This window comes from Halorubrum laminariae (genome assembly GCF_024494655.1).
GTDB classification, from domain to species: Archaea; Halobacteriota; Halobacteria; order Halobacteriales; family Haloferacaceae; genus Halorubrum; species Halorubrum laminariae.
The window spans coordinates 111,611-125,466 of the sequence record NZ_JANHDL010000006.1; the positions used below are offsets into that span (position 1 = coordinate 111,611).

General features: G+C 66.4%; 10 protein-coding genes. 8 read left to right on the forward strand and 2 right to left on the reverse strand.

The features are described 5' to 3' along the window. Positions 1-39 precede the first annotated feature (39 nt). The 3 genes from NO887_RS11890 (at position 40) to NO887_RS11900 (ending at position 2,505) form a co-directional block, all read left to right on the forward strand. Complete coding sequence (locus NO887_RS11890) at positions 40-792, forward strand: proteasome assembly chaperone family protein (RefSeq protein ID WP_256418502.1); 753 nt, start codon at positions 40-42, stop codon at positions 790-792. A 115-nt stretch (positions 793-907) separates the two neighbouring features. Then, entirely contained in the window at positions 908-2,074 is a 1,167-nt protein-coding gene (locus tag NO887_RS11895; RefSeq protein WP_256418503.1) for a thiolase domain-containing protein, read from the forward strand. Beyond that, positions 2,071-2,505 carry a Zn-ribbon domain-containing OB-fold protein gene (locus NO887_RS11900; RefSeq protein WP_256418504.1) on the forward strand — a complete coding sequence of 145 codons (435 nt, stop codon included), beginning with the start codon at positions 2,071-2,073 and terminating at the stop codon, positions 2,503-2,505. The genes NO887_RS11895 and NO887_RS11900 overlap by 4 nt, the downstream gene beginning before the upstream one ends. Before the next feature lie 33 nt (positions 2,506-2,538). Here the strand turns inward: NO887_RS11900 and NO887_RS11905 are convergent, their stop codons facing one another. Further along, the gene (locus NO887_RS11905; RefSeq protein WP_256418505.1) at positions 2,539-3,306 is read right to left on the reverse strand and encodes a VOC family protein; all 768 of its coding nucleotides are present in this window, start codon (positions 3,304-3,306) and stop codon (positions 2,539-2,541) included. A 144-nt stretch (positions 3,307-3,450) separates the two neighbouring features. On the opposite strand from NO887_RS11905, the gene NO887_RS11910 reads away from it, so the two are divergent. Both NO887_RS11910 and NO887_RS11915 read left to right on the forward strand, forming a co-directional pair. Next, positions 3,451-3,882, forward strand: a complete 432-nt coding sequence (locus tag NO887_RS11910) for an EamA family transporter (protein ID WP_256418506.1) — start codon at positions 3,451-3,453, stop codon at positions 3,880-3,882. A gap of 42 nt (positions 3,883-3,924) precedes the next feature. After that, complete coding sequence (locus NO887_RS11915; RefSeq protein ID WP_256418507.1) at positions 3,925-5,457, forward strand: MATE family efflux transporter; 1,533 nt, start codon at positions 3,925-3,927, stop codon at positions 5,455-5,457. 252 nt (positions 5,458-5,709) lie between these two features. On the opposite strand, the gene NO887_RS11920 is transcribed toward NO887_RS11915, so the two are convergent. Further along, complete coding sequence (locus tag NO887_RS11920) at positions 5,710-6,927, reverse strand: iron-containing alcohol dehydrogenase family protein (RefSeq protein ID WP_256418583.1); 1,218 nt, start codon at positions 6,925-6,927, stop codon at positions 5,710-5,712. 180 nt (positions 6,928-7,107) lie between these two features. Here NO887_RS11920 and NO887_RS11925 point away from each other — a divergent pair, with 180 nt between their 5' ends. The 3 genes from NO887_RS11925 to gyrA all read left to right on the forward strand — a co-directional run bounded on the left by NO887_RS11925 (position 7,108) and on the right by gyrA (position 13,854). Beyond that, a complete protein-coding gene (locus tag NO887_RS11925; RefSeq protein ID WP_256418508.1) occupies positions 7,108-7,968 on the forward strand; it encodes a hypothetical protein in 861 nt (286 codons plus the stop codon). A 220-nt stretch (positions 7,969-8,188) separates the two neighbouring features. After that, the gene (gene gyrB / locus NO887_RS11930; protein WP_321169357.1) at positions 8,189-11,347 is read left to right on the forward strand and encodes a DNA topoisomerase (ATP-hydrolyzing) subunit B; all 3,159 of its coding nucleotides are present in this window, start codon (positions 8,189-8,191) and stop codon (positions 11,345-11,347) included. Beyond that, entirely contained in the window at positions 11,344-13,854 is a 2,511-nt protein-coding gene (gyrA, locus tag NO887_RS11935) for a DNA gyrase subunit A (RefSeq protein WP_256418510.1), read from the forward strand. Before gyrB ends, gyrA begins: the two co-directional genes overlap by 4 nt. Positions 13,855-13,856: the final 2 nt, after the last annotated feature.

The following is a 13,856-nucleotide window of genomic DNA, read 5'->3' on the forward strand; positions in this document are numbered from 1 at the left end:
TAGCCACCCTCTTGTGAACGCCGCCCTGACGGACCCGACATGGACGACATCGAGATCGACGCGGTCGCAACGCCGGAGCTCGACGATCCGGTACTCATCGAGGGACTACCGGGCGTCGGTCACGTGGGGAAGCTCGCGGCCGAACATCTGTTGGAAGAGTTCGACGGCGAGTTGGTGCGGCGCGTGTACGCCACCGAATTCCCGCCGCAGGTGAGCGTCGACGGCGACGGGGTCGCCGGGTTGACCTGTGCGGAGTTCCACGCTATCGAGACCGACGGCGCGGATCTTCTGGTGTTGACCGGCGACCACCAGGCCGGCTCCAACGCGGGTCACTACCGGCTCACCACGACGTTCCTCGACATTGCAGAGGAGTTCGGCGCGGCGCGCGCGTACGCACTCGGCGGCGTCCCGACCGGCGAACTCGTCGAAGAGTACACCGTGCTCGGCGCGGTCTCGAACGCCGATCTCCTCGACGGGCTCGAAGACGCCGGCGTCGAGTTCCGCCCCGACGAGCCGGCCGGCGGAATCGTCGGCGTCTCGGGGCTCGTGCTCGGACTTGGCGACCGTCGCGGCTTCGATGCAGCCTGCCTGATGGGCGAGACGAGCGGCTACCTCGTCGACCCCAAGAGCGCGCGAACTGTCTTGGAGACGCTCGAAGACCTCCTCGATTTCGTCGTCGACTACGAGAGCCTCGAAGAGCGCGCCGAGGAGATGGAGGAGGTCGTCGGGAAAATTCGCGAGATGCAGGACGGCCCGGCGGTGCCCGACGACGACCTGCGGTATATCGGCTAAATTGTTCGGGTTTCGCTGCGTGGTCACCGGTGAGTCGCGTCGGGCCGGTGGCTCGATCGCCTGAGATCTGACTGTTTCCGGCAGGGATAAACCGGTCACGGATCATCGTTCGTGTATGACAGACGTACGCGTCGCGGGGGTCGGGCTCACGCGGTTCGGGGATCACCCGGATCGGACGGGTCGCGACCTCTTCGCGACCGCCGCGCTCCGTGCGTTCGAGGACGCTGGCGTCCCCCGCGAGGATGTCGAGGAACTGAACTACGGCAACTTCATGGGATCGCTCGCCGAGCACCAGGGCCATCAGGCCCCGCTGATGGCGGAAGCGGCGGGCGTTCACTGTCCGGCGACCCGGTACGAGTCGGCCTGCGCCTCGGCCGGCGTCGCCGTCCGCGAGGCGGTTCGAACCGTCCGCGCCGGCGACGCCGACGTGGTGCTGGCTGGCGGGATGGAGCGCATGACGAACCTCCCGACCGCCGAGGTGACCGAGGGGCTCGCCATCGCGGCGGACGACCTCTTCGAGGTCCGCGAGGGAGTGACGTTCCCCGGCGCGTACGCGCTAATGGCTACCGCGTACTTCGACGCGTACGGCGGCGAACGCGAAGATCTCGCGCACATCGCATCGAAGAACCACGCGAACGCGGTCCCGAACGAGTACGCCCAGTTCCGCTCTGCGGTGTCCGTCGAAGAGGCGATGGACGCCCCGCCGGTCGCCGAGCCGCTGCACCTCTACGACGCCTGTCCGATCACCGACGGCGCGAGCGCGCTGGTGATTGTCTCAGAGGAGTACGCCGCCGAACACGATGTGGACGCACCCGTGGCGGTGACGGGCGTCGGTCAGGGAACGGACCGGCTGGCGCTCGCGGACCGCGACCACGTCGCGCGGACGCCCGCCGCGGAAGACGCGGCGGAAACGGCGTACGCGGCCGCCGGCGTGCGTCCTGCCGATGTCGACGTAGCCGAGGTCCACGACTGCTTCACCATCGCGGAGGTGCTCGCGATCGAGTCGCTCGGACTCGTGCCGCGCGGTGAGGGGATCACGGCCGCCCGCGACGGACGCACCACCGCCGACGGCGACGTGCCGGTGAACCTCTCCGGGGGGCTGAAGGCGAAAGGCCATCCGGTCGGCGCGACCGGCGGCTCGCAGATTGCGGAGCTGACACGACTGCTCCGCGGCGATCACCCGAACAGCGACCACGTCGACGACGCAGAGATCGGCGTCGCGCACAACGCTGGGGGAACCGTAGCCAGCGCAGTCGTCCACGTGCTGGAGGTGGCAGAATGAGCGACGACGCGGCCGACGCGGCCGACGCGGGCCCCGTGCCGGCGACGAACGCCGGCTACGACGAGTGGGTCGACGCGATCGCCGACGGCGAGGGGTACGCCCTCGTCTGTTCGAACGGACACGGGTCGCTTCCGCCGCGCCGCGTGTGCCCCGAGTGCGGATCGACCGACCTCTCGCGCGAGCCGCTCGACGCGACGGGCACGGTCGAAACGTACAGCGTCGTGCACGTTCCCGCTCCGCGGTTCGCCGATGACGCGCCCTACGTGACCGCCATCGTCGACTTCGGACCGGTTCGAGTCACGGGCGTCGTGCGGGGGATCGATCCGGAACCGAACGCGATCGAGGCCGGCGACGAACTCGAAGCGTCCGTCGGAACGCGAGAGACGGACGGCGAGCGCATCGTCGTGTTTCGGCCGACGGACGGGGCGTGAGGCGTCGCGGGACGGCAGGGAAGGTGAAACGGACTACTCGGTGACGAGCAGTTCGACCTCGTGGCCGTCCTGATCCTTGGTGAACGCGTAGTTGTGGTCGCACGACTCCGGATCGCGGTAGTCCGGCGCTTCTCGGCGCATGAGCGTCTCCCACGCGTCGTCGAGGTCGTCGACGCGGACGCAGACGTGTCCCCAGCCGTCGCCCATGGTGTACTCGCGGCCGTCGTAGTTGTAGGTGAGTTCCAGTTTCATCGCCTCCTGCGGGGCGTCGTCGGGGGCTACGAAGTAGTTCGAGAAGGAGTCGGCCTCCCAGCGACCGGGGACCTCGGTGTGCTCGAACTTGCGGGTCCAGTAGCCGAGCGCCTCGTCGGCGTCCTCGACGCGGATCATCGTGTGGTCGATGCTCCACGTCGCGCCGTAGTCGCGCTTGACGATCTCGATCTCGTGGCCGTCGGGGTCCTTCACGAACGCGTAGCGGTTCCCGCAGGACTCGGGGTCCCGGTAGTCGTCGACGCCCTCCTCCATCAGCTGGTCGTACGACTCCTGCAGGGCGTCCTCCGGAACGCGGACGGCGATGTGCCCCCACGCGTCGCCGTTCTCGTAGGTGTGGTCGCCGTGGTTGTAGGTTACTTCGAGGAGCGCGCCGTCCTCGTGCATCTCCTCGGGACCGAGGTAGACGTTCGTGAACGTGTCGGCCTCCCAGCGGTCCTTCTCCTCGTAGTTCAGGTGCGTCTGGTACCAGTCGAGACTCTCCTCTAAGTCCTCGACGCGGATCATCACGTGATCGAAGGTTCCGTCCATACACCCCGGATATCGGGCGCTCGCCTCAAAAGCGTACTGAACCCCGTACCCACCCCCACGGGAGGGGGCCGACCGCACCCGGCTCGCGGACCGGTTGCGGTCGCAGGTCGGTGGAAACTTGTCGGTCCCGCTCGTCGTTCCGACATGAACGCCACGTATCTCCCGTACGCCCTACTCGCGATGGGGGCGTACGCGTTCGTCCCCCCGCTCATGCGCGTCGCCACCACGGGTCAGAACGGTGTCCCGAGCGATGTCGCCGTCGTCGTCTCGAATACGGTTCTCGTCGCGATGGCGCTCGGGGTACTGACGTACACGGATCAAGGTGTCACAGAGCCCCTCAGCTCGCCGAAGATTGGGTACGTGCTCGCGGCCGGACTGTTCCTCGGTATTGGTATCCTTGCGTTGTATCGGTCGCTCTCACTCGGACCGGTAAGCGTCGTGAGTCCGATCTTCGCCATGTTCCTCGTCTTCTCGTCGGTGGTCGGGTTCCTCCTCTTGGGAGAGACGTTCACGGCCCGAAAGGCGCTCGGGATCGTTCTCGCGGCCGCGTCGGTCTATCTCGTCTCGGGCGCGTGACGAAATTCCTTTACTCGGCACGGCAGTAGCGTCGACCCCGCAGTGGCCCGCCTCCCGAACCCCTTCCGCGCCGCGATCTGCTACATCGGCTTCGCGCTTGCGCGCGTCGGCCTGATCGACCGCCACCGAGTGGTCCGGACGGCCGACCTCGCGTGGCCGCGGATCGTCACGGGGATCGCCCGCATGTCGAAAAACGCCGTCGACGTGGCGATGGTCGGCGTCGCCGTGGGAACGAGCGCTGTCGCCGGTGTCGGATTCGCCGGTCCCTACTGGGGGCTCGCGTTCGCGATCGGCGGTGGCGTCGCCGGCGGCACCATCGCCCTAGTCTCACAGCGGTACAGCGCCGAGGCGTTCGCAGAACTCGGTGACGCTGTCCGGGCGAGCGTCCTCCTCGTCGTCGCCGTCACCGTCCCCGTCGCGGCCGGCTTCTGGACGTACTCGGCCGCCCTCATCGACGTCCTGAGCAGCAACGAGGTCGCGATCGCGTACGGCTCCGCGTACCTTCGGATCGTCGGGCTGGGCGTCCCTTTCGCCGCGTTGAACCTCGTCGGGAGCCGCGCGCTCGTCGGTTGTGACGACGCCTACACCGCGATGCAGGTCCGCGCCGGGGGCGCGCTCGCGAACATCGTCTTGAGCGCGCTGTTCATCTTCGGTTTCGGGTGGGGCGTCGAGGGGGCCGCGGTCGGGACGGTGCTCTCGAACGTCGTCGCTGCGAGTGCCTTCGCCGTCGGGCTCGTTCGCGGCAGCGTGCCGGGGATCGGGTCGTTCCCGGTCTCGATCGACCCGTTCGGATCGTACCTGTCGCCGGATATGCTCCGTGACCTCGTCGAGATCGGGCTGCCCGTCGGCGCGCGCAACCTCGTATGGACCGTCGCGGAGTTCCCGATGTTAGCCATCCTCGACGTGTTCGGGGAGAACACCGTCGCGGCGTTCGTCATCGCACGGCGCATCTGGGGGATCATGAACGCACCCGGCTGGGGCTTCGGGCTCGCGTCCTCCAGCCTCGTCGGTCAGGAACTCGGCGTCGAGCGCGTTGCCGAAGCGGAGGCGTACGCCCGCGACATCATCCGGTTTTCGGTGGCGACGTACATCGTCTTTGCGGCGCTGACGGCCGTCTTCGCGACCGACATCGTCACGCTGTTCGCCGAGAGCCCCGACAGTCCCGAGATCCCGATCGCCGTCACCCTCGTGTACGCCGCCTGCGTCGCCGTCGTCTTCCAGGGCGTCTCCGGCGGGGCGGCGGGGCCGCTCGACGCCGCGGGCGACACGAAGATACCCTTCGCGAGCCAGTTCCTCGGAATGTTCTGCGTGTCTATCCCGCTCGCGTACGTCGGCGCGCACGACACAACGCCCGCGATCGACGTGCCGCTCGTCGGCATAACTATCCCCGAAATCGCGCTGCCCGCGATCGGGCTGTGGGGGCTCTATCTAGCGTTTCTCGCCGAGACGACGATCCCCGCCGCGATCAACTACTGGCGGTTCCGGTCCGGGAAGTGGAAGAAGATAAGCGAGGCGTACCGGCCCGACGCTGCACCGGATGCTGACGCGGCTTCGGACCCGGCTCCAGACGAGTAGACTCGGCCGGTGATTCACAAATAGTCGCCGTTGGAACCAGAATAGCTTAGATAACATCGCTGGCGGAGCGGCGGTGATCCCCGGAATCCAGCCGGAAGATTGCCGCCGCGAAGCAGCCGCGCCGCACCGTCACACAGCCTCCGCACCTCACGCCTCCCCAGCCTCGCGGTTCGCGCTCTTCGAGCGCTCACCGCGTCCCTCGCGCGGTGCTGCTCGGCCGCGAGACGGCCTCGCAGGCACGCGCCGACCGCATTACCACGCGGCTCGCAACACGCCCTCGATCCCTTTTGGGGTCGCGTCGAGTCCGTCCGGCGCGCGGTCCATGCACCAGTCGTCGACGACGTACTCGGCGATGACCGGCAGGTCGTTCTCGGCGGTCTCCGGGAGCTCGCGCAGTCGCGAGGGGACCGCGAGGTCGTCGCGGACGGCAGCGACCGCGGTGACGACATCCTCGGCGACCGCCTCGTCGGAGCGCCCCTCGGCGGCGACGCCGAGCCCGGCCGCGAGCGCGCGCCGGCTCCCGTCGACCTCCTCGAAGAGGTACGCGAGGACGTGGGGCGCGACGATCGCGTGGACGGCCCCCTGCTGAACGTCGTACCGCCGGGCGAATCCGTGGCCGACCGCGTGGATCACGCTTATCTTGCGGTCGATCTGGACGAGCAGCGCGCCGGCGACGGCGCGGTCCATCGAGGCTTCGGGATCTGGGTGGGAGCGGTCGCCCGCGACGCCCGGCAGAGAGTCAGCGAGAAGCCGCAGCCCGTGAATCGCGGTCGCGTCGCTCACGGGCGTCGCGTCGGCGGCGTAGGGCGTCTCGATCCCCTTGTCGAACCCGTTCATCGCCGACCCCGCGAGCACCGACTCGGGGCTGGTCTCAAACAGCGCCGGGTCTGCTAGGTCCGCGATCGGCATCGGCGCGTCGCCGCTGACGGTCAACGGCTGTCCGGTCGGCGAGGCGTCCGCCGACCGTACCACGAGCGACCCGCCCGTCGAGAGGTCGGCCCCCGCGAACGTCGTCGGGATCACGACGACCGGGATGGTCGCTTCCGCGTCGGGGGCAAGCGGCCCGAGGTCGTCCGGCGACTCCTCGGCGGCCGCCCGGATCCGTTCGAGGTCGCGGCCGTCCGCGTCGAGCATCGGGGCCTGCCGCGCCGTGTCGAGGCTGCTCCCGCCGCCGACGGCGACGAGGACGTCGGCTCCCGCGGCCGCTCGCTCGTCGAGGAGGTCGTACGCGTCCTCGATCCGCTTGTCGGGCGTCGTTCCGTCGAAGACACCGGCGAGCCGGTCGCCGAGCCCCTCGCGGATCGGGTCCATCAGGTCGTCGTTCGCGCCGACGTTCGACCCGCAGACGACGAGCGCGTCGTCGAGGCCGCGGTCGCCGAGGAACGCGCCGAGGTCCGCGGCGCGACCGCGCCCGTACAGTATCTCACAGCCGTGATACCCGTGCTCGAACGAGTCCGCGATCGGTAGCATCGGCGAGGGGTACGGCGGGAACCGGCTTGTAGCTGTGGGAGGGCGCGTGTCGGTGCGGGTCGGACGCGCCGACACACCGCCATCCGGCCGACTGGTCTCGGCCGCGATCGCCTCGGTCGCGTCCGCCGTGTCCCAAAGACCCAACCCGTTCGGGGCCACACCCTTCGAGGATCACGCAGCATGCGCTCGTTTCCCTCGCTTCCGGTCGTCACCGGACCGCACGCTCCCGACGACCTCCTCGACGGCCACCTCTGGATCCTCGAACTGATCGACGGGACTGGGCTCCGCTTCCGGATGGACGAATCCGGGCTGCTCCGATTCGGCGGTCCGGACGCGACGTACGCAGACGACGAGGACGTTCCGCTCGCGCTCCGACCCGCGGTCCGCCATGTCCGCGAGGCGTTCGATCGGGAGGCGCTCCGGGCCGCGGTCGACGACCCCGAAGGCGTCACGTTCCTCGGCGTTGCGACCCACCGCCGCGGCACCAACTACGACTGGGACCGCCTCCCGCCGTTCCTCGGGACCGATGTGTACTCGGCGGACGCGGACGCCTTTCGCCCGCCGGACGCTGTCGCGGCGATCTTCGACGGCGTGGGGGTCACCGCGGTAAACGCCGTCGAGCGCGAGGTGCACGCCCGAGACTTCGACCCGACTGACTACGCGATCCCGGAGTCGGCGTGGCGTGACGGTCCTGCGGCTGGAGTGGATGTCCGGAACAAGCGCGGCGGCCGCGGGAAAATCGCTGGAGACGGCTGCGGTCGGGGCACGGCAGAAGACGAGGAGACAGACGCAGCGACGGACGGCAACGCGCTCGCTGAAACCCACGCGACGCCGGAACGGTTCGACCGCGTCGTCGCCGTCCTCGACCGGCGCGGCGATCCGGTGACGGTCGACGAACTCGCGGACCGAACCGTCGAGTCGATCGCTCGCGAGACCACCGTCAGCGTCGGCGACGGGAACGGAGTCGATACCGAGGCGCTTCGCGTTGCGGTCGTCGAGCGAGCGCGGGCGTATCTCGACGAGCGGACGGAAGAGTGGTGAGCCGGCGGAGCGCCGGTAGCGACTCGGACCAAGGCGACCGATTCGACGGGAATCTGCTAGTTTCTTGCGCTGCTTCTCGCTCACACGCCCGCGCGCGTGCGCCGGCTTTATAAGCAGGCACGAACTACCTCGGGTAAGTTCTATGTCAGAGGAGAGTGAATACGGAGCCGGCCAGATTCAGGTCCTCGAAGGCCTCCAGGCCGTCCGTAAGCGACCGGCGATGTATATCGGTTCCACGGACGGTCGGGGACTCCACCATCTCGTCTACGAGGTCGTCGACAACTCGATCGACGAGGCGCTCGCGGGTTACTGCGACGATATCTCCGTCAAGATCCATGACGACGGTTCCGTCAGCGTCAGCGATGACGGCCGCGGGATCCCGGTTGACACCCACGAGAAGTACGACCGACCGGCTCTCGAAGTGATCATGACCGTCCTCCACGCCGGCGGCAAGTTCGACTCCAAGTCCTACCAAGTCTCCGGCGGCCTCCACGGCGTCGGCGTCAGCGTCGTCAATGCCCTCTCCGAGCGGCTGGAAGTCGAAGTGAAACGCGACGGCGGCGTCTACCACCACGCGTTCGCGCGCGGCGAGCCCGAAGAGGACGGCTTTGAACGCGTCCGCGACATGGCCGACGACGAGGAGACGGGGACCGAGATTCGCTTCTGGCCCGACACGGAGATCTTCGAGGTCACCGAGTTCGCCTTCTCGACGCTGGCGAGTCGGCTGCGCGAACTCGCTTTTCTCAACTCCGGCGTCGCCGTCACGCTCGTCGACCAGCGCGAACCCGATGCGGTCGACGACGCTGGCGACGAGACCACCTTCGAGTACGAGGGCGGCATTCGGGAGTTCGTCTCGTACCTCAACGAGGCCCGCACGCCGATCCACGACGAGGTGATCTACTTCGAGGACGAGGCGGACGACATCCACGTCGAGGTCGCGATGCAGGCGACGGAGGAACTGCAGGGCTCAGTCCACGCATTCGCGAACAACATCAACACCCGCGAGGGCGGCACCCACCTCACCGGGTTCAAGACCGCGCTGACGCGGACCGTCAACGACTACGCCAACGAGCACGGTCTCGTCGACGACCTCGACGCGAATCTCAAGGGCGAAGATGTCCGCGAGGGGCTCACCGCGGTCATTTCGGTGAAACACCCCGACCCGCAGTTCGAGGGGCAGACGAAGACCAAGCTCGGAAACAGCGAGGTCCGCGGTATCGTCGAGTCCGCGACCCACGACAAGCTCGGGACGTTCTTCGAGGAGAACCCCGACACCGCCCGAAAGGTCGTCCACAAGGCCGCGGAGGCCGCGAGAGCGCGCAAGGCGGCGAAGAAGGCTGAGGAGCTGACCCGGCGGAAGTCGGCGCTGGAGTCGACGGCGCTGCCCGGCAAGCTCGCCGACTGTCAGACCCGCGACCCCACCGAGGCGGAGCTGTTCGTCGTCGAGGGAGACAGCGCCGGCGGATGCTTTACTGGTGACACGGAGATCGCACTCGCCTCCGGCCGATCGATCACGTTCGAGGATCTCGTCGAAGAGCACGAATCCGGCCGGACACACTACTGTTACACGGTCGATTCCGATGGGAAAATCGGAATCCAGCAGGTCGCAAATCCACGTGTCACGAAAACAGATGCAGATCTCGTCGAAGTTACTCTCGACAACGGCGAGACGATACGGTGTACTCCCGACCACGAGTTCATGCTCAGAGACGGGAGCTACTGCGAGGCTCGATATCTCGAAGGCGGTCAGTCACTCATGCCTCTGTACCGCAAGACATCAGATACTGACGAGGAGAACATCACAATTGACGGCTACGAAATGGTGAAACAGCCGGTAATGCGTGACTTTTGGGAGTTCACTCATCTTCTCGCAGACCGGTATAATCTGGAACACGGCCGGTACGACGAGGGTGAGGGACAACACAAACACCACGTCGACTTCGACAAGCGAAACAACCGTCCGGACAACATCGAGCGGCTCGCAAAAGACGAACACATGCAGTTACACCGCAAGCACGCGGAACAGACGCTACACACGGAGGAGGTGTTTGAGAAGCTCCGAGAACTCAAACGAACCGAGGAGTTCCGCGAGAAGATGAGCGATCGCATGCAGCGAGAGGAGACGGTGGAGATCCTCCGCGAGAAGGCGATAAAACAGTGGGAAGACGAAGAGTACCGCAAGGAGATGCGGGAAGCGTGGCAGGAGTACTACGATACGCACCCCGAATACAGAGAGCGGGTACGCGAGCGTCTCACCGAGGAAGCTCGGAAGTACTGGGCAGACGAGTCACACCGCGAAGAACAGTCTGAGCGGGTCGAAGCGTATTATAAAAACAACCCAGAGGCAATCAAAAAACGACGGGAAGAGGCGAACGAACAGTGGGACGACGAAGACCTACGCGAATGGCGGAGCCAGAAGACGGAAGAACAGTGGGACGAGGAGTTCCGAGAACAGCGTATGGAGGCGTACAACCAGACGTACTTCGAACACACGATTCCGTTCATGAAGGAGGTCCTCGAAGACGAAGGCGACCTAGGAAACTACGACGAACGTAGACAGGCAGAGGCCGGGCCGAACGTCCTCACGAAATCGACGACGATAGAGAAATTCTTCGAAGACGAATCGGCATTGATCGAGACCGTCCAAACACACAACCACTCGGTTGCGTCCGTGGAACCGATCAGAGAGACTGAAGACGTGTACGATCTCGAAGTACCCGGAACCCACAACTTCGCTCTCGATTCCGGTGTGTTCGTTCACAACAGTGCCAAGCAGGGCCGCAACCGCGAGAATCAGGCGATCCTCCCGCTCAAGGGGAAGATCCTCAACGTCGAGAAACACCGGCTCGACCGCATTCTGGAGAACGACGAGATCCGCGCGTTGATCACCGCGATCGGCGCGGGGATCGGCGAGGAGTTCGACATCGAAGATGTCAGGTATAATAAGATAATTATAATGACAGATGCCGATGTCGACGGGGCTCACATCAGAACGCTCCTGCTCACCCTGCTGTACCGCCACATGAAGCCCCTCTTGGAGGCCGGCTACGTGTACGCGGCGCAGCCGCCGCTGTACCGGGTCCGTTATCGCGGCGAGACGTACGACGCGATGACGGAGGCGGAACGGGACCGGATCGTCGAGGAGGAGTGCGACGGGAACCCGACGCAGGTCCAGCGGTTCAAGGGGCTCGGCGAGATGAACCCCGACCAGCTGTGGGACACGACGATGGATCCGGAGAACCGCCGGCTCAAGCGGATCACGATCGACGACGCGGCCGCGGCTGACCGGATGTTCAACGTGCTGATGGGCGACGCCGTCGAGCCGCGCAAGCAGTTCATCAAGGAACACGCGACTGAAGCGGAGTGGGTGGACATATGAGCTCGGACGTCCCCGACGCCGACCCCGACGACATCCGCGCCGCGCAGGTGACGAACGCCCGGATCGAAGACGAGATGGAGCAGTCGTACATCGACTACGCGATGTCGGTGATCGCGGGTCGGGCGCTCCCGGACGTTCGCGACGGGCTCAAACCCGTCCACCGGCGCATCCTCTACGCGATGCACGAGGCGGGCGTGACGAGCAACTCTGCGCACCGCAAGTCCTCGTCGGTGGTCGGCGAGACGATGGGTGATTACCACCCGCACGGCGACAGCGCCATCTACGACACCCTCGCGCGGATGGCCCAAGACTTCTCGATGCGGTACCCGCTCGTCGACGGGCAGGGGAACTTCGGCTCCGTCGACGGCGACCCGCCCGCGGCGATGCGATACACCGAGGCCCGGATGTCTCCCATCGCGGAGGAGCTTCTGGCCGACATCGAGCGCGACACGGTCGATTTCTCGTCGAACTACGACGACCGACTCGAAGAGCCCGAGGTGTTGCCGTCGGCGTTCCCGAACCTGCTCGTCAACGGCTCGTCGGGGATCGCCGTCGGGATGTCGACGAACATCCCGCCGCACAACCTCGGCGAGGTGATAGACGCCACGGTCGCGCTGATCGACGACCCCGACTGCACCGTCGAGGATCTCATGGAGCACGTCAAGGGCCCAGACTTCCCGACCGGCGCGAACATCGTCGGGCGGAACGCGGTCCACAAGGCGTACAAGACCGGCCGCGGCCGCGTCCGCGTCCGCGCCGAGTTCGAGGTCGACGAGGAGGAGGGTCGGATCGTGATATCGGAGCTTCCCTTCCAGCAGAACAAATCGCGGCTCGTCGAGCGGATCGCCGAGGACGTCAACGAGGGTGCGATCGAGGGTATCCGCGATCTGCGCGACGAGTCCGACCGCGACGGCATCCGCGTCGTCGTCGAACTCAAGCGCGACGCGATGGCCGAAGTGGTGAAAAACCAGCTGCTGGAGAGCCACCTCGAACGGACGTTTGGCGTCATCAACCTCGCCTTAGTCGACGGCTCGCCGCAGGTCTTGGACCTGAAAGAGACGCTCGAACACTACGTCGCACATCGCCGCGACGTGATCCGGCGGCGCTCGGAACACGAACTCGCGGAGCGCGAGGACCGCGCACACATCTTGGAGGGGCGGCTGAAGGCGCTCGACAACGTCGACAGCGTGGTCGAGACCATTCAGAACTCCGACGACCGCGACGCGGCGAAGGCGGCGCTTGAGGCCGACTACGAGTTCAGCGAGGCGCAGGCCGAACACATCGTCCGGATGCAGCTCGGCTCGCTCACCTCGATGGAGACCCAAGAGATCGAGTCGGAGTACGAGGACGTTATCGCTCGGATCGAGCGGCTGGAGGCGATCCTCGACGACCCCGACGAACTCGATCAGGTGATCGTCGATGAGTTGCAGGCGATCAAAGCCGAGTACGACGACGAGCGCCGGACGAGCTTCATCGAAGACGTCGGCGACGTGACCCACGAGGATCTCATCCCCGAAGAGGAGTGCGTCGTCGTGATGAGCGAGGACGACTACATCAAGCGGATGTCGCTCGACACGTTTCGCGCGCAGAACCGCGGCGGGAAGGGGATCATCGGCACCGGACTCAAGGAGGGCGACCGCGTCTCTTCCGTGTTCGCTGCCAACTCTCACGACTACCTCCTCGTCTTCACGAACCACGGACAGATCTACGAACTGAAGACGTACGAGATCCCGGAGATGTCGCGGACGGCCCGCGGCAAGTCTGCGATCAACCTCTTCGATCTCGACGACGGCGAAGAGATCGAGTCGGTGGTCAACACGGAGGACTTGGACGACGACGAGTTCCTCACGATGGTCACCCGCGACGGGTACATCAAACGGACCGCAGTCGACGAGTTCGAAAACATCCGGTCGACGGGAATTCGCGCGATCCGGCTCGAAGACGGCGACGAACTCGTCGACGTGGAGGTAACCGGCGGCGATCGCGACATCGTCATCGGAAGCCGGAACGGGATGGCTATCCGCTTCGAGGAGCCGGATGTGCGGGCGATGGGCCGCACCGCCCGCGGCGTGATCGGTATCGACCTGCGCGACGGCGACGCCGTCGCCGGGGTCGCCGCGATCGACGAGGACCGACACAACTGGGTGCTCACCGTCACCCAGAACGGGTACGGGAAGCGCTCGGACCTCGACGAGTACCGCCCCCAGTCCCGCAACGGAAAGGGGCTCGTCGACATCAAGACCGGCGACCGCAACGGCGAGGTCGTCGCCATCGAGGCGGTCACCTACGGCGATCACCTCCTCGCGATGAGCGCCGACGGGCAGATCATGCGAACCCGCGTCGAGGAGATATCGACCGTCGGACGCAACACGATGGGCGTCATCGTGATGAATCTCGATCCGGACGACGAGGTCGCGTCCGTGGACATCGTGCCCGAATCGGCATACGCCGACGACGGGGACGCCAGCGACGCCGAGAGCGACGACGCCGCCGGCGACGCCGAGTAGGC